Origin of the sequence: Opacimonas viscosa (assembly GCF_024199005.1) — a bacterium.
Taxonomy (GTDB): Bacteria; Pseudomonadota; Gammaproteobacteria; order Enterobacterales; family Alteromonadaceae; genus Opacimonas; species Opacimonas viscosa.
This window is the reverse complement of sequence record NZ_JANATA010000001.1, coordinates 252,362-268,688: the sequence shown is the minus strand read 5'-3', so window position 1 is coordinate 268,688 and position 16,327 is coordinate 252,362. Positions and strand designations below refer to the sequence as shown.

The following is a 16,327-nucleotide window of genomic DNA, read 5'->3' as shown; positions in this document are numbered from 1 at the left end:
AAATTAGATAACGAGTACAATACCTGAAAGTGTAGCCACTAGTAAAACTAAGAATCGCATTGCCGACGCGTTGATGAGTTTGTCAAAATGAGTGGAAAGATAGACGCCAATTAAAACAGCGGGTGCCAAAGACACAAAGGCGTATAAATCTTGTATTCCGCTTTCCCCTGTTATCCATAATGCAACGATGGCGATAGTATTTAAATAAACGAAATAAATACTCAAGTTTGCTTTGACCGTTGTTTTCTCTTCAGATTGGTAAAGTAACCCCATTGGGGCACCACCTGCAGAGGTGATTGTGCCCATTAGCCCAGAGATACTTGAGGCAATTAAACTCGTTAAACGAGTGACTTTTGGGGTAATGCCCATAATTGACAGCGAGACGGCGAATAACATAAGAAAACCAAATATCTTTTGGTACTGGGTTGCAGATAGGTTACCAATTAACAGAGCGCCCAATAGCACTCCTAAGGCGCCACCAATAAACGAGTGTTTTGTCAGTGAAAAGTTAATTCTTTGCCTAAATTTAAACGATAAAATGAGGGTGTTAAATAGTGCAAGTAAAATCATTGGGCCTGGCACTAATGAAGGCGCAACAATAAAAACCAAAGGCGCACTAAATAGGGGTTCTAGGGATTTTCCCCTCTAAAGTAACATAAATCGCCATACTCACCATATTTAAAGGCATACAAAGGTGGGTTACTTCTCCAAAGTATGGCAAATTATGAGGTTAACAACCCCTTAAACTTAATTTAATTCCTATGGCTATAAAAAACGAACTATCAATTCTTACCAAAGCTGAGCAGCTTGATCTATATTCTCCGCCGCTATTATCACTTGAACAACAACGATTGTATTTTACGCCAAACGAGATCGAGTTAACAGAGTTGAAAAGTATTCGCCTAAGGAACCACCGATGCTATTTCATTGCGTTATTAGGGTATTTTAAGTCTAAGCCTGTGATTCTTTCACCTAGCTTTAACCTCATCTTTGACGATATGCAGTTTATTTCAACGCAAGTTCAAGGAGGCAAAGGGATCAGGCCTTTCAGCATTAATAAGATGCAGCGTGACCGTATATATCAAAGAATACTGAGGTTATTAAACTATCAGAAATGGGACGAAAGTCTGCACTTTGCGCCGCTGTACGAACATCTTGTTATGGTCGGCAAAGCTTGGCTTGAGCCTCGTTATCTATTCGATGCAGCCGCTGAATATCTAGCAACGCATAGAATTGCCATCCCTAAATATACTGTCTTACAAAAGCTTATCAGTCGTGTTATCCAACAGGTCAAGAAGGCGTTAAATAATAAGCTTCGTATTCATGTTTCATCTGAACTACACGGATTTCTAAATACTATTATCGATGACAAAGATGGGCTCTCCTTAAGCCAGCTTCGAGCCGGTGCAAAAAGCGTTATGGTGACAGAGCTAAAAAAAGAACTGACGGTGTATCATCAGTTACAGCCTTATACAAGACAGATTGATAATGCTGTTAAGGGCTTAGCCTTATCGTCTAAAAACCAACAACACTTCGGTGAAATGGTGGATTATTATGGCAGTAAACTAAAACGCTTTAAGCGTCCACAGCAACACCTATGGTTGCTGTGTTTTCTGACTCAACGCATACGGCAAAGCCTAGAGCGATTGGCTGATGGGTTTATTCATCATATCCGTAAACAACAAGAAGCTGCGCATGCGTTTGCCCAACAGGCAGTGTTTGACTCATGGAGGTCAGCTGCAGACAATGTCACCAAAGCCGCAGAATTACTGCATCTGTTTGTTGATGACAGTATCGACGATAATCAACCATTTGCAACGGTTAGGCAACAAGCATTAAGTGTAATGAATAACCAAGATATAGAAACGCTATGCCTGTACTTAAAAAAGCAAAAACGCACGGTAGAAGAATATCAATGGCAATATTATGATGATCAAAACGGGTTAATTGAGCAGTTATTAAGGCCCGTGTTTCTATGTCTTGAATGCCAAGCAGGTAAAGGCTCAGAAGCATTAGTGACCCAGCTCAAAACCACAAAAACAGAACTATTAGCAGGTAATACATTGCAAACAATGGATAGTACACTTATCCAACAAAAACATCGTCCATGGTTAATTAACAAGGATGTTGTTCATCCACAGCGATACGAATGGTTGCTTTACCGTCAACTGGCTTCTCGGCTTAATGGTCGAATTTACTTATCAAACGTCACTAAATATCGTGCGCTAGAAGACGACTTAATTGCATCGTCAATACAGCCTGATCTATTGGCATCATCAACATTGGAAAAGCTAAAGCAGCCGATTCAGAAGCTACTGCAAGTAAAACAAATACGCTTAACAACATCCCTAGAAGATGTTGCTCGTCACATTGATAATGGTGATAACCGCAATGTGATCATGAAGAGCCGAAGTGGCACACGATGGCGACTGCCAGTTAAAGGCTCCCAATCACTTGTCAACAACCCTTTCTTTAAACAAATGATCCCCGTCAGTATTGCTGATGTGTTGCGTTATGTTGAACAAGAAACCAACTTTATGCAATGCTTCGCACACGTGCTGCCAATACAAAAACAAGTAGGCGCCAATCAGGATGATTTATTGGCTATTCTAATTGCGAATGCGACACATCGCGGCGTATATGGGATGGCACAAATATCTGATCGCAGTTATGAGCATCTAAGCACTATACAAGCTAATTATATTAGGCCTGAAACCTTGCAAGAGGCTAGTGATATCATCAATAACGCAGTAGCGGCACTCCCTATTTTCCGCCACTATCACATCCAAGAAGACGTCCTGCACGCCAGTACCGATGGGCAAAAATTTGAAACTCACCTTGAGACTTTTAAAACTCGCTACTCCTCGAAATACTTCGGCACCAACAAAGGTATTACGGCCATGACGTTAGTTGCCAATCATAGTGCGTTAAATGCCCGTATCATAGGATCTAATGAGCATGAGTCCCATTATATTTACGACTTACTACAATCTAATACTAGTGATCTTAAGCCAGATGTCCTCTCAACCGACACCCATGGTGTTAATCATGTTAATTATGCCTTATTGGATTTATGCGGTTATAGTTTTGCGCCTAGGTATGCTCAGTTCACCAGTGTGATCAATGACCTATTTAACGTAACTGAAAGCGACGACGGAAACACGCATCTGGCGCTGAAAAAGCCGATAAAAATGAATGTGATTGAAGAAGGCTGGCAGGATATTCAGCGTATTGTGTTATCCCTTCAAGAAAAACGCACAACACAGGCATTGCTAGTACGCAAATTATCTGGTTATCCATCTAGACACCCTATATTACAAGCATTAACGGAATATAATAGGCTCATCAAAGCCCAATATTTACTTGATTATATTGATGATGCAAGTCTGCGCCAATATGTTCAACGAGCACTGAACCGAGGCGAAGCCTGGCATTTCCTCAGGCGAGCTATTGCATCGGTCAATCGTGACCAGTTCCGTGGAAAAAACGAATCAGAAATAGTCGTCTGGAACGAGTGTGCCCGTTTGACGGCAAATGCTATTATCTACTTTAACTCGATGATCCTAAGTCATCTATTACTGCACTTTGAAGAAGTTGGTGACGAGGAAAAAGCAGCAATAACTCGACAAGTATCACCCGTTGCATGGCAGAACATTAATCTGAGCGGCACTTATCAGTTCGCTAGTAACCGCAAACTACCTGATTTACAGGAAATAACTAGGCCTATTGTTGAAAATGAAGTCTAAAATGAAAGGTAACCCAGCTCCACAAGCCATTAACTGCGAGGGTTGTGGCGATTTATGTTACTTTAGAGGGGAAAATCCCTAGAACCCCATCATGTGTTGTCGTTGGACCAACGCAGTTTCACCTGCACTGGATGCGGGATGCATCAGAGTCGAGATGTCTCTGCAGCAGTGACCATTGCACGCAAAGGAGAATTAGGCATTATCGCGGACGGTCTTGTCGCGAGGGTAGCCCCCATAGCTCATCAGAAATCAGGCGTTAAAACGAAAGTCTTCGAGCGATTGAAGTTGTCTGTGGGAGATGAGAAAAGAGAAGTTGCATAGTCTTAAACCGCTATGTAACAGAAGCCCCGTGATCAGACTTGCTCTGTCGCGGGGTAGTTCACTTGTTAGCAATGACTACGGCACGTTTTGGGGCAGGGTACCCTTCGATGGTTAATTCGGTATTGTTCGGGTCAAGAAAATCAGACAAAGAGTGTCCTTCTATCCATGTTGTTTTTCTTTGTTCAGCCACGGATGTTTGGTCTACATCAACGGTGCGAATGTTCGAAAATCCTGCTCTGTTTAACCAGAGTTCCAAGGCTTTAACACTGGGTAGGAACCAAACGTTACGCATTTGTGCATATCTGTCTTGTGGCATAACAACCGTATTTTCATCACCATCCACTACAAGGGTTTCTAATACTAATTCGCCCCCTTTGCGTAATTGCTGTTTAAGTTGTTGCAAAAAAGTCATAGGGTCACGACGGTGATAAAACACACCCATAGAAAATACGGTATCAAAGGCATTGGCAGCGGGTAAATCTTCCACACCTAAAGGTAAAAAATACAAAGGGACAGTGGGTGCGTATTTTTGAGTAATCAAACTTTGCATAAAAAACAAAGGTGAGGGGTCGACCCCGATAACCATTTTGGCGTTTTGCTCGAGCATCCGCCACAGGTGATAGCCACTGCCACAACCTACGTCTAATACATATCTGCCATTGAGATTGCTGATATGGGGTAATAAACGCTCCCATTTAAAGTCTGAGCGCCACTCAGTATCTATGGTGACACCTGCAATATTAAATGGGCCCTTGCGCCAAGGCATGAATTGTTTCAATAATCCTGTAATAGCGGGACCGTATTGGGCTAATTCAGGAGTAAATGTCACTGTACCATCAACCACCTGCCATTGCGGTTGTTCTCCATGGGGAAATTTAGATAGCAGTTTTTGCCATTTCTGCCAGTCACCGTGTTTTTGTGCGTTTTCCCAATTGGCAAGTTCAGAAGGCAATTGAGCCAGCCAACTATCCAACGGTGAATCGATTAACTGATGTAAACACTGTTTAAAATGAGGGTGCATATATTTACTCTTTGTGTGCAATCAGAGACATGAAATTAAAACAACTAAACCAAGTTGTGATATTAGTAAAACCAGAGGCAGTCAGTCGCTGAAAATGTGTACTCATCGTATCGGTTTTCATGACATTTTCTAGTGCAGTTCTTTTCTGGCTGATCTCTAGGTCACTATAGCCATTGTTTTTCTTAAATTGGTGATGCAAATCTATCAGTACTTTATTAGGGAGTTCTTCTTCGGCTTTAAATTTCTCTGATAAAATCAAAATCCCACCGGGTAACAATGCATCATATATTTTAGCAAGCATCTGTGCTCTTTGTTCAGGTGCTAAAAACTGTAACGTAAAGTTCATAATAATGACACTTGCCGGTTGTAAATCTGTTAATGTAATATCATCAAGTCGGATAGAAACATCTGCACCATGGTTATACTGCCCGAGGTATTGCGTTGCTTTTTCGACCATGGATAATGAGTTATCAATAGCAATGATAGGACAGCTTTTAGTCAATTGTTTTGCTATACTCAGCGTAGCAATACCAGTGGCGCAACCGAGGTCATAAATAACGGTTTGCTCTTGTGCATATTGCTCAGATAAATATCCAATATTATCTATTATGAGAGGGTAACCTGGAATGGACCGGTTTATCATATCAGGAAAGACTTGCGCCACGTTTTGATCAAAGGAAAAATCAGTTATATCCGTTATCGGTTGTGAAAATAAATTGTCATTTTTGCGCATTTTGGTCTAAGATTTTATTTATGAGATAGAGTTATTGTACTTTATTATGAGTGAAGTCCACAATTAATGTTGCATCACAAGGGATACAAAAGATGAACACGTTTTTAATTGCCGATGACCATCCACTTTTTAGGGATGCCCTAGAAGGTGCCTTGGATCCATTTTTTGAAAACATGCAAATTGTGCATGCGGACTCAGTACAGACAACGCTTAAAGCAATAAAAACAAATCCAGATATTGATTTAGTTATTCTGGACCTAAATATGCCAGGTGCTGATAATTATTATGGTTTAACATCTGTGCTTGATAAAGTCACTGATACACCGGTTGTTGTTGTTGTTGTTTCAGCTAATGAATCTGATCAAGCCGTCAGTGTTGCTATGCATTTTGGCGCTAAGGGTTACATTCCTAAATCGTATAATTCACGTAAAATGGCACATGCAATTATGTCAGTTATGGAGGGTGGAAAGTTCATTCCAGAACGTTTTATAGACGTTTTTGAGGATAATGTCCCAGAACTAATTACTTCAATCAAGCGAGTGAAAGAACTCACTCCAAAACAGGTTAGAGTTCTCCATTGCCTGAAAGAAGGTTTGTCTAATAAAGAAATTGCAGATAAGTTATTCGTGACCGAAGCTACGGTAAAAGCACACATCAGTGCTATCTTCAAAAAATTTAATGTGAAATCAAGAACACAGGTTGTACTGTTAGTAGAAGAGTTAAATTTGGAAGAAAAAGCGAATTAAGTGATTGTGTTTATATCAATAACGAAAGGCCTAGTTTTGGTGGTTCCGAAACTAGGCCTTTTTCATTGGAGCTGGTTCTACTTAACGAATAACTAATTCATCTGGCGCAAAATCATCAACATTGATGGTTTTTAAACGGCCTTTTTCTGTTGTTCTTAAAAGTGTAGCTTCATCTTCGTCAATGATGCCAGCGGTTAACGCTTCATCAGCCAGTGCATCTAAACAAGTAAATGGCCGTCTTTCTCCCAGCGCTTGACATATGTGCGCATGTATTGGTTCGGCTTTTTGGACTAATTTTAAGGTAGCTTCTAGTTCACCCAATAAATTACCTGTTGTTTCTGCAATAAACTGACCTTCACCTAACCTAGTACGCGTCGGATTAGGTGCTTGTAATATGTGCGCAATGGCATGCTCAACTTTATCATTGGCCTTTTTATTCCAAATGCCAAAGGGTTGTAAGGTTAATTTTAGAAAAAACCGCACAACAGGGTTGGGGAAGTTACGAATGAATTCTGCTATCGCATAATCTATTTCAGACAAAGCATGCTGCATTGACCATATTAATAAAGGTAAATCATCTTTGTTTCTACCTTGGTCTGCGTAGCGTTTTAACGTTGCCGAAGCTAAATAAAGATGACTAAGTATATCACCCAAACGCGCAGATAATCGTTCTCGGCGTTTCAGTGAACCACCCAAAACACCCATTGCAATGTCACTCAAAAAGGCCAAATTTGCACTGTAACCATTTATTTGTTGATAATAACGTTTGGTTTCATCATTAAAAGGACTATGTCCCAGATAACCACGTGTAAAAGAAAACCATTTTGATGCGACAAAGTTGCTCAAAGCAAAACCAATATGGCCGAAAATAGCTTTGTCAAAAGCTATCAATGCGTCCTGTTTATTAGGTAATGCAGCAGCTTTTAATTCTGCGAGGACATAAGGGTGACAACGCATCGCACCTTGGCCAAAAATCATCATATTTCGGGTAAGAATATTGGCACCTTCTACGGTTATGGAAATAGGAACACCTTGGTAACCACGGCCTAAGTAGTTATTAGGCCCTAGCATAATCCCTTTACCGCCGTGAACATCCATAGCATCATTCATAACAGTACGCATATTCTCTGTGAGATGGTATTTGCAGATAGCTGAAATTACAGAAGGTTTTTCGCCTAAGTCGACCGCTGCAGTTGATAACGTGGTGACAGCATCCATCATGTAAGCATGCCCTCCAATCCGAGCGAGCATTTCTTCGATACCTTCCATTTTTGCAATAGGCATTTTGAATTGACGTCGAATTCTTGCATAAGCTCCTGTTGCTAACGCAATTGACTTAGCGCCACCTGCGGCACAAGAGGGAAGGGTAATACAACGGCCAACCGATAGACATTCCATCAACATACGCCATCCTTTGCCTGCCATATCTGGGCCACCAATAATGTAATCGAGAGGAACGAAGATATCAGAACCACGGATCGGTCCATTTTGAAATGGCACATTCAAAGGGAAATGCCGATTGCCAATATCTAGACCGGGTGTTGTGCTGGGTAATAATGCACAGGTAATGCCGAGCTCTTCAGTATCACTTAAGAGATGCTCAGGATCATATAATTTGAATGCAAGCCCAATGACAGTTGCGACCGGTGCCAGGGTAATATAACGCTTATCGAACGTAAGACGCATACCAAGGACTTGTTCACCATCCCATTCTCCCATACAAATTGTGCCAAAGTCAGGAATGGAACCTGCATCAGATCCTGCTTCAGGTCCGGTTAAGGCAAAGCAGGGGATTTCAGCACCGCTCACTAGGCGAGGAAGGTAATAATCTTGTTGTGCTTTCGTACCGTAGTGCTGTAACAGTTCGCCAGGGCCTAGAGAGTTAGGTACGCCAACGGTTGTCGAGAGGACAGCTGATACACCTGATAACTTTTGTAAAACGCGTGATTGAGCATATGCCGAAAATGCGAGGCCACCAAATTCCTTGGCAATGATCATGGCAAAAAACTTATTCTCTTTTAGAAACTGCCATATCTCAGGAGACAAATCGGCATCTTTATGATTAATTTGCCATTCGTCAACCATCGTGCAAACTTGCTCTACAGGACCATTTAAAAAATCGGCTTCCTCAGTAGTTAATTTTGGCGGAGTGACATCGTGTAACTTTTCCCAACGAGGCTTTCCAGAAAATAATTCACCATCCCACCAGACAGTTCCAGCAGCAATGGCTTCTTGTTCGGTACGTGACATTTCTGGCGTCACTGTTTTATATAATGTGAATATTCGTTCAGTTAAACATTTTTGACGGACTGGCGGATATGCAAGAAACAGTGAAATAGTCGCCCATAATAACCAGACCAATGGGTAATGGCCTAGGAGTTCTCCCAAAAACAATATAGCAATAAAAGCGCTTAAAGCAGTATATCCAGCAGATAACCGGTGATATGCACACAGTGCACAGACAATTAAAATTCCAATTATGGTAAAAATAACAGACATACGAATTCTCTACAAAAGGTCAGACCAGCCTAATGTAGAGAAGTCCTTAAACAAATTCAAGTCTAAACATGGGGAATAGTAAAAGAAAACTTACTGTTATTCTTCAGCAGCGTAACCTTTTGCTGGTAATAAGGCGTTGTCAAGAAAAGCGGCACCATCTGACATGGTGAGACGTTTTTCCACAAACCATTTCACTACCAAAGGATAAATGACGTGTTCTTGTTGTTGTACACGCTCTGCTAATATCGTCTCATCATCTTCAGCAAAAATAGGTACTTTTGCCTGTAAAATAACAGGGCCACCATCGAGCTCAGCAGTGACAAAATGAACAGATACGCCATGTTCAGTATCTTTATTTTCTAAAGCGCGCTGGTGAGTATGCAGCCCTTTGTACTTTGGTAATAAAGATGGGTGTATGTTGATCATCTTGCCTTCATACTGTTTTACAAAAGCATATGACAAAATACGCATGAAACCAGCTAAAACTATGAGGTCAGGTTCATATTTAGCAAGGACCTTGTCTAACTCTATGTCATACTCTTCACGAGATAAGCCAGAGTCTTTACTCGCTAGGATTTCAGTCGCAATACCTGCTTGTTGAGCGCGCTCTAAGCCATATGCTCCGACAACATTGGATAATACGAGACAAATCTCGCCTGGTATCTTTCCTTGGGTAACGTGGTCAATAATACTTTGTAAATTTGAGCCGTTACCTGATACTAAAACTGCTATCTTCACGCTTAACGGCTCATTACAACTGACTCTGAGCCAGTTTTAGTTGTAATAGTACCTATTTGCCAAGCATTTTCACCCAGCTCATTGAGGATGGTTAAAGCTTCCTCAACGGATTCTTGAGGTAATGCCAAAATCAGGCCAACACCACAGTTGAACGTGCGATACATTTCGTGTTCAGTCACGTTACCTTGGGTTTGTAACCAGGAAAATATTGCAGGCCAAGTCCATGTGGATTTATCAATGTTAGCTTGAAGATTATCCGGTAACACCCGAGGAATATTTTCCCAAAAGCCACCACCGGTAATGTGAGAAATAGCAGACACTTTGACGCTCTCTAGTAACTTAAGTGTGTTCTTCACATAAATACGTGTTGGCTCTAGTAAGTGTGCTTGGATGGATTTACCTTCTAGCTCTGCAGAAATATCAGCCTCGGTGACTTCAATGATCTTACGAATTAAGGAGAAGCCATTTGAATGTGGGCCAGAAGACGCTAGGGCAATTAAAGCATCGCCATCTTTTACCTGTGTACCATCAATAACGTCCTCAGCTTCTACTACGCCGACACAGAAACCTGCAACGTCATAATCGCCACCATGATACATCCCTGGCATTTCAGCGGTTTCACCGCCAATCAAAGCACAACCAGAAATTTCACAACCTTTGCCTATTCCAGAAACTACGTCAACTGCCACATCAACATCAAGTTTACCTGTAGCATAGTAATCCAAAAAGAATAGTGGTTCCGCGCCTTGCACAATTAAATCATTGACACACATTGCCACTAAGTCGATGCCGATACCACTGTGTTCGTTACAGTCCATAGCTAAACGTAGTTTAGTACCCACACCATCAGTTCCTGAGACCAGCAGTGGGTTTTTGTATTTGCTTGGTAATGAGCAGAGTGCACCGAAACCACCTAAGCCGCCCTTGACCTCTGGACGATGTGTTTTCTTAGTTACCGATTTTATACGTTCAACTAATTCATTACCGGCATCGATATCGACTCCGGCATCTTTATAACTTAGGGAAGGGGATGATTTACTCACGTTCGCTCTCTTTCATATAAAATAAACCCGTGCATTATACGTTGAAATACATAACAATATCACTATAAAGTTGTACAGATATCAAGAACAAGGAATATCCGTTGAATAGAAACGTGACACAAAAAGCAATTAATCTATTGATTGTTTGGTTTATTTTTTTGCCATGCTGTGTTTTTGCGTCTATTTATACCCCGTTGAACTTCTCTCAAGTTCCAGTTGCTAACCAATCGTCAAGTGCACAAAATGTAGCCATTAAAAGTGCGTTGCAAAATGTTTTAATTAAAATGTCAGGCAGCGTACAAATTTTAGATGCGCCAGAGGTAACAGCCTTGCTAAAACAAAGTCGTGCTTATGTGGAAGCGACCCGTTTTATTGCAAATGATACCTTAACTTTAGAAGTGGAGTTTAATGAATCTAAACTACACACTTGGTTAAAACGCAATGCTTTACCACTTATGAGTGACACTCGACCCGAAACTCTGGTGTGGATGATTGTCGATGAACCTTCCAACTCTGAACGCATGCTAATAGGCGATGGCAATATCAGCACTCATCACTCTATGCTCCGCGACGCATTCGATCGCCGAGGACTGCAGGTATCTTTACCTTTGTATGATTTAACCGACCTAAGTCAAGTCAATGAAATAGATATTTGGGGACAGTTTGTTGATGTCATATTTGAAAGTTCTAGGCGCTATTCGCCAGATTACGTAGTCGCGATAAAACTGTTTGTGAATCAGGAACTCAATTGGCAACTTGACTCTTTTATTAAAACTGAACATTCGTTGCAGTTAGGTTCGTACACTGGTGCTGATGAGCAATCAGCCATAATGAGTTTTGTGAACGACTACGCAGAAGTGATTGCACAGGAATATGCGATTGATACCACTTTGTTTGCCAAAGGCGAACAAATTAAAACGCTGGTAACAATCGATAATATGGGATCGCTGACTGATTTGGCTCAGGTAACAGCCTACCTAAAAGGGCTAAATATTATTGAGCAAATAACCTTACAATCACAAATGGGGCAGCGTTCTACATTTGCGGTGTCACTATTAGGGCCGCCAGAACAATTAGCAAAGTTAATTCAACAAAACGCAAAAGTATTGACCCTTGTTGATAAAACAAAGAACAGCGAATCTCACTTCAGGGGCGATGAAACAGAAGATTTATCTCAACTAACAGGTCAAGCAAGCCGACCATCGATGGAGCCATTACCACATCTTTATTTCAATCGTATGCCATAGTCGTTATACTTTATCGCAGTCAACACAATTTATTATCTGATGGTCGCAGCTATGCAACTTCCTTTGTCAATTAACGTGTCACCAAAGCAAGATTTTGCAAGCTTTGTTGTGGATCCAGATATTCCTTTGTGTCATTCCTTACAAAATATTCATACCAAAAAAGCATCGATTGTTTTTGTTTATGGACCAACAGGATCTGGTAAGTCACATTTGCTCAATGCAGTATGTTTAGCCCAACCCAACGAACATCCTTTTATGTTTTTAGATGCTGCTTCGTTAGCGCCATTTTTTCAAGCAACGAATGATGCCAGGGAAGTGTTAAACGGTTTGGAGTTAAATCATCTCATCTGTATAGATAATGTCGATAGTTTATTACCAAACCCGCAGTGGCAGTTTGCGCTGTTTGATTTGATTAATCGTGTGCTAGAACATGGGCACAGTATTATTATAACGAGTCAAAAGAAATACGATGATGCTGAATTCACATTACCTGATCTGCGCTCTCGTCTAGTTTGGGGGGAAACTTACTATCTAGCTCAGTTGGACGATACTCAGATTTACACGGCATTAAGTCGGTATATCGAGTCAAAACAGGTAAAGTTTCAAGACCAATCATTGCGTTATTTGTTGAATCACTTCCCTCGCGACATCAGTATTCTAAAATCGTATATTGATGAAATTGACTTGCATGCGCTAAGTCAAAAAAAAGCCATTACGATCCCACTTATCAAAGATTGGTTCGCAGCTTCAGATGCGAGTTAAAGACGTCGAATATCGAACATAAAAAAACCTCTAAAAGTATCTCTGTTCTCATGCTTTATGTGAGAGATATGTTTAGAGGTTTTTAGATTAGTGTTGATGGTGATTCAGTAAGTCCTGTTGCAAACGTAAGGCACGTTGTTGATCGGTCAACTGCATTGCCTTGGCGGCCTTATTTGCGCCGCTGATATCAAGATTATCAAACCAATCGGCTGTGGTATCCATGAATATTGGACTAGGAAGATTTTGTTGAATACCCGCTGCATTTAACTCTGGCAAAATACGCTCGACGGCAAACAATACTCTATCTTGTAATGCTACATCATTAAAACGGTTTCTTTGTCCCCATACCACACGAAGACTAGGATCAACATCTCTGCTGGCCAGAACCGCAATATCAGAATCAGCATCCAGTCTATATTTCATCATAAACTTTTCAAATAACAAAGCATAGTCCTCACGCGTCGTATAAAACGCATAAAAAGATGTCGCTACATCACTGGAAAATAAGTTTGCAATGGTTTGAGCAGTCGTATCTTTTTGCGCTTCAGTGGCATCATCGCCACCAAAATTTACCCTAGCAAATGCTTTGAGTTCATCGGAACGCAATGGCAACTGTTGTGCTAATAAATCTGAATCAGGATTTTGTGAGCTTCGGTTAATGGCAGTAAGTGGACTCAATGAAGTGGCAAGTTTGGCCCAAGTACTTGGTGGAAAGAAGTCATTAGCATGACCAAGTTCATGGTACATTAACCACGAAATGTCTGCTTCTAAATCAGAGAAAGAACGAGTCCTTCTATCAGCAACAGCATAGGAACCAGCAGGATAATAATCGTTATTTTTCACATAGCGCCAAGGGACAATAAATTGTAACTCAGACCCAAAACCAGAACGATAATCAGGAGCTTCGTTTAAAGTATCGCGCTCAAGTGGTGTTAACCAGAAATTATCGGCATCCAAATATATAGCACCAGTGGCAGACCAATAAAACGAAGGGCGCACTTCATAAGATATGACTATTCCAGTGACACCTCTTAATAGTCGCAGCATGTCCGGACCGACTGCTGAGCTTTCCAAGTATTGTTTAAAACGATCTCCCATCCAGGGGTGAGATACGAGTGTTCTGTCTAAAATATCCTCAACACTAGGATCCATGTTTTCCATACCGATTAAAGGAAGGCGGCTAAAGCGACATGATTCATTTAAGATATTACTATAAATACAGACTTGTAAATCATCTGCATAAGGAGAGTCTGCATGGTAAGGGAACATGTTTTCGGTAACGATATTCTCTGAATAACGCGGGAAATAACCGTTCTGTTCATCTATATCTGCATTTCGCACACCTAGTAACACCGACTCTGTCACCGTTTGACCGTTACTCAATACGATATCCGCCTGCACATTAAAAACGCTATCACGAGACACTTCTGGTGCGGCAAAGAAGACTCGGTTGTCTTGGACTTCAAACGCAATCTCAGCAGCATTAGGGGTACTTTTCGCTGCAATTGACCATTCGGCAGAATTTACGGTTAAGCCACTAGCTGGGTCGATTCGAAATGAGACACGACCTTGTTCAACCGCACTGTGTGCCATACGAATATTCGCTAGTTTGGTACTATTACTTGCAGAAAAAGAAACATTGCTCAGCACGGGGGCTGTTGCACAGGAATTGTTTTTGTTTGTACTGCACACTTTGGCACTGACTGAAAAACTATAAGAGCCAGCTTGTGGTACGATAAAACCGGTCGTTGGAGTATGAGGAGATATTAAATCAATCGTTGGGCCTGATGTTTGGCGCCAAGTTACATCAACCAGCTTGGCACCCGATGTGGGTACTAATGCCAAACCTCCATTACTATTTGCTATGTATTGCGCATCGCCATAAATAGCGAGTCCATTTTCCGTAGCTAGTGGAGCAAAAGCACTGGAGGGTGGTGCTGTAGGCGTATTCGGTCCATTATTAGGTGTGTTCGTTGCAGAACTACCACCACCACCGCATGCTGATAAAGTTAATACCGCTGTTGTAAGAAGTAACTTTTTAAACATATCATTCACCTTCAAAACGTTTTTTTTCAGCTTCCATAACATCTTTTAATTTAGGTAGTGCACTACCGGTTTCTCGTCCTTTTAGTCTCGCGTAACCACTGCATCCCACAAACATAAGGATAGCAAGCAGAAGCTCAATAAACGCAAAGAGCCATTGCTCAGGCACAGCATACCAGACAGTAATAGCATGCATCATGTAATAAAGAACCAAAAAACTTGCCCAAGCATGCGTGTATGGCTTACCTTGGATAATGCCTTTTGCAGGAAACAATAAGGGCAAAATATAGAAAATTAGAATAAACGCTGTAGAGTACGTTTGCTCTGCAACCAACCAAAATTGCCAAACCGCAGACCAAGCTAACAGTCCTATAAAGCCAAATAATGCCATTTTTCGCATAGTATTTGTGTAAGGTGAAACTTGCATATTAGTGAGCCTCTAATTTTTTAGCTATCATAGCTAATCTTTTACCCTGAGCAAATGCCAGTGCTTTTTCTGCATCACTGAGTGTAGGCGTTTTGTTTACAGCGACATGCGAAGGGCCGTAGGGTGTCCCTCCAGACTGGGTACTATGGAGCTCAGCTTCACTATATGGTAAACCACAAATTAACATACCATGATGTAACAAAGGTATTTGCATACTCAACAAGGTCGCTTCTTGCCCACCATGCATAGAGCCAGTAGAAGTAAATACACTAGCTGGTTTATTAATGAGTGAGCCAGCTAACCACTGAGCTAGGGTTTGGTCAATAAAATATTTAACAGCTGCAGACATATTACCAAACCGAGTCGGGCTGCCTAGCGCTAGTCCTGCACATTCTTCTAAATCTGATAGTTGTACAAATGGTGCTCCGGCCTCCGGAACGGCCTTCGCATGTCCGTCAAGGTTAGATGTTACCGGTGGGATTTGCCGTACTTTAGCCTCCATACCACACGATTCAACCCCTTTTGCAATGGCTTCTGCTAAAAGCTGTGTACCACCGTGCACACTATAAAAAGCCACTAAGATAAACGACGAAGACATATGTTATCCTTGATCAATGATGGCGAGAACTTGTTCTGGTGGTCGGCCAATTGCCGCAGCGTCTTCGGTTTCCAAAATGGGGCGTTCCAATAGTTTTGGTGCAGCTAATAAACCGGCTAATAACGCGGCTTCGTCACTGGCTTTGGTTAACTTTTGTGCGGCAAACTCTGCTTCTTTAGGGCGCATCATAGACAATAATGAAGTCACACCTAATTTTTTCTTGAGGCGTAAAACTTCAGATTCTGTCAAACCTGTTTGGAGATATAAAATAGGTGTAACTGTGATATTGTTCTGTTCTAGCAACGCGAGTGTTTGTCGCGATTTTGAACAACGTGGGTTATGATATAAACGTAATGCAGACATGGTAATAATCAACTTTTATATTGGTTCATGTTAAAGTGCT

At 41.3% G+C, this 16,327-nt stretch carries 15 protein-coding genes; 5 read left to right on the top strand and 10 right to left on the bottom strand.

The annotated features are described in order from the left end of the window. Positions 1–3: 3 nt before the first annotated feature. Complete coding sequence (locus tag NLF92_RS01205) at positions 4–609, bottom strand: TSUP family transporter (RefSeq protein ID WP_284700327.1); 606 nt, start codon at positions 607–609, stop codon at positions 4–6. Between the two features lie 152 nt (positions 610–761). Between NLF92_RS01205 and NLF92_RS01200 the strand changes: the two genes are divergently transcribed. Beyond that, the gene (locus NLF92_RS01200; protein ID WP_008126957.1) at positions 762–3,746 is read left to right on the top strand and encodes a Tn3-like element ISKox2 family transposase; all 2,985 of its coding nucleotides are present in this window, start codon (positions 762–764) and stop codon (positions 3,744–3,746) included. Between the two features lie 138 nt (positions 3,747–3,884). Continuing rightward, the gene (locus tag NLF92_RS01195) at positions 3,885–4,067 is read left to right on the top strand and encodes a hypothetical protein (protein WP_254098017.1); all 183 of its coding nucleotides are present in this window, start codon (positions 3,885–3,887) and stop codon (positions 4,065–4,067) included. 58 nt (positions 4,068–4,125) lie between these two features. Here NLF92_RS01195 and cmoB read toward each other — a convergent pair whose 3' ends face one another. Together cmoB and cmoA are read right to left on the bottom strand one after the other, a co-directional pair. After that, on the bottom strand, positions 4,126–5,088 hold the full coding sequence (gene cmoB, locus NLF92_RS01190; protein ID WP_254098015.1) for a tRNA 5-methoxyuridine(34)/uridine 5-oxyacetic acid(34) synthase CmoB: 963 nt from the start codon (positions 5,086–5,088) through the stop codon (positions 4,126–4,128). A gap of 4 nt (positions 5,089–5,092) precedes the next feature. Then, positions 5,093–5,821 (bottom strand): carboxy-S-adenosyl-L-methionine synthase CmoA, encoded by a 729-nt coding sequence (gene cmoA, locus NLF92_RS01185; RefSeq protein WP_254098013.1) that lies wholly within the window; start codon positions 5,819–5,821, stop codon positions 5,093–5,095. 92 nt (positions 5,822–5,913) lie between these two features. On the opposite strand from cmoA, the gene NLF92_RS01180 reads away from it, so the two are divergent. Continuing rightward, entirely contained in the window at positions 5,914–6,567 is a 654-nt protein-coding gene (locus NLF92_RS01180; RefSeq protein WP_254098011.1) for a response regulator transcription factor, read from the top strand. An 81-nt stretch (positions 6,568–6,648) separates the two neighbouring features. Here the strand turns inward: NLF92_RS01180 and fadE are convergent, their stop codons facing one another. The 3 genes from fadE to purM form a co-directional block, all read right to left on the bottom strand. Next, positions 6,649–9,066, bottom strand: a complete 2,418-nt coding sequence (gene fadE / locus NLF92_RS01175; protein WP_254098009.1) for an acyl-CoA dehydrogenase FadE — start codon at positions 9,064–9,066, stop codon at positions 6,649–6,651. A gap of 96 nt (positions 9,067–9,162) precedes the next feature. Next, positions 9,163–9,804 carry a phosphoribosylglycinamide formyltransferase gene (gene purN, locus NLF92_RS01170; protein ID WP_254098007.1) on the bottom strand — a complete coding sequence of 214 codons (642 nt, stop codon included), beginning with the start codon at positions 9,802–9,804 and terminating at the stop codon, positions 9,163–9,165. 2 nt (positions 9,805–9,806) lie between these two features. Further along, positions 9,807–10,847 (bottom strand): phosphoribosylformylglycinamidine cyclo-ligase, encoded by a 1,041-nt coding sequence (purM, locus tag NLF92_RS01165; protein WP_254098005.1) that lies wholly within the window; start codon positions 10,845–10,847, stop codon positions 9,807–9,809. A gap of 101 nt (positions 10,848–10,948) precedes the next feature. On the opposite strand from purM, the gene NLF92_RS01160 reads away from it, so the two are divergent. Continuing rightward, positions 10,949–12,094, top strand: coding sequence for a DUF2066 domain-containing protein (locus NLF92_RS01160; RefSeq protein ID WP_254098003.1), 1,146 nt, complete (start codon positions 10,949–10,951; stop codon positions 12,092–12,094). A gap of 51 nt (positions 12,095–12,145) precedes the next feature. Further along, the gene (locus tag NLF92_RS01155; RefSeq protein ID WP_254098001.1) at positions 12,146–12,856 is read left to right on the top strand and encodes an HdaA/DnaA family protein; all 711 of its coding nucleotides are present in this window, start codon (positions 12,146–12,148) and stop codon (positions 12,854–12,856) included. 87 nt (positions 12,857–12,943) lie between these two features. On the opposite strand, the gene NLF92_RS01150 is transcribed toward NLF92_RS01155, so the two are convergent. From NLF92_RS01150 to arsC, 4 genes are read right to left on the bottom strand one after another with little or no spacing between them, the layout of a single operon-like run. Beyond that, positions 12,944–14,902, bottom strand: coding sequence for a hypothetical protein (locus NLF92_RS01150; protein WP_254097999.1), 1,959 nt, complete (start codon positions 14,900–14,902; stop codon positions 12,944–12,946). A gap of 1 nt (position 14,903) precedes the next feature. Next, entirely contained in the window at positions 14,904–15,326 is a 423-nt protein-coding gene (locus tag NLF92_RS01145) for a DUF2069 domain-containing protein (RefSeq protein ID WP_254097997.1), read from the bottom strand. A 1-nt stretch (position 15,327) separates the two neighbouring features. Then, positions 15,328–15,924 (bottom strand): NAD(P)H:quinone oxidoreductase, encoded by a 597-nt coding sequence (wrbA, locus tag NLF92_RS01140; RefSeq protein ID WP_254097995.1) that lies wholly within the window; start codon positions 15,922–15,924, stop codon positions 15,328–15,330. A 3-nt stretch (positions 15,925–15,927) separates the two neighbouring features. Beyond that, entirely contained in the window at positions 15,928–16,287 is a 360-nt protein-coding gene (gene arsC, locus NLF92_RS01135; protein WP_254097993.1) for an arsenate reductase (glutaredoxin), read from the bottom strand. Between the last annotated feature and the right edge of the window lie 40 nt (positions 16,288–16,327).

Bases quoted from the DNA above. Each gene is read 5' to 3' on its own strand.
- NLF92_RS01200 (WP_008126957.1), top strand. From the start codon at position 762: ATGGCTATAAAAAACGAACTATCAATTCTTACCAAAGCTGAGCAGCTT.
- NLF92_RS01195 (WP_254098017.1), top strand. From the start codon at position 3,885: ATGCATCAGAGTCGAGATGTCTCTGCAGCAGTGACCATTGCACGCAAA.
- cmoB (WP_254098015.1), bottom strand. From the start codon at position 5,088: ATGCACCCTCATTTTAAACAGTGTTTACATCAGTTAATCGATTCACCG.
- cmoA (WP_254098013.1), bottom strand. From the start codon at position 5,821: ATGCGCAAAAATGACAATTTATTTTCACAACCGATAACGGATATAACT.
- NLF92_RS01180 (WP_254098011.1), top strand. From the start codon at position 5,914: ATGAACACGTTTTTAATTGCCGATGACCATCCACTTTTTAGGGATGCC.
- fadE (WP_254098009.1), bottom strand. From the start codon at position 9,066: ATGTCTGTTATTTTTACCATAATTGGAATTTTAATTGTCTGTGCACTG.
- NLF92_RS01155 (WP_254098001.1), top strand. From the start codon at position 12,146: ATGCAACTTCCTTTGTCAATTAACGTGTCACCAAAGCAAGATTTTGCA.
- NLF92_RS01150 (WP_254097999.1), bottom strand. From the start codon at position 14,902: ATGTTTAAAAAGTTACTTCTTACAACAGCGGTATTAACTTTATCAGCA.
- NLF92_RS01145 (WP_254097997.1), bottom strand. From the start codon at position 15,326: ATGCAAGTTTCACCTTACACAAATACTATGCGAAAAATGGCATTATTT.
- wrbA (WP_254097995.1), bottom strand. From the start codon at position 15,924: ATGTCTTCGTCGTTTATCTTAGTGGCTTTTTATAGTGTGCACGGTGGT.
- arsC (WP_254097993.1), bottom strand. From the start codon at position 16,287: ATGTCTGCATTACGTTTATATCATAACCCACGTTGTTCAAAATCGCGA.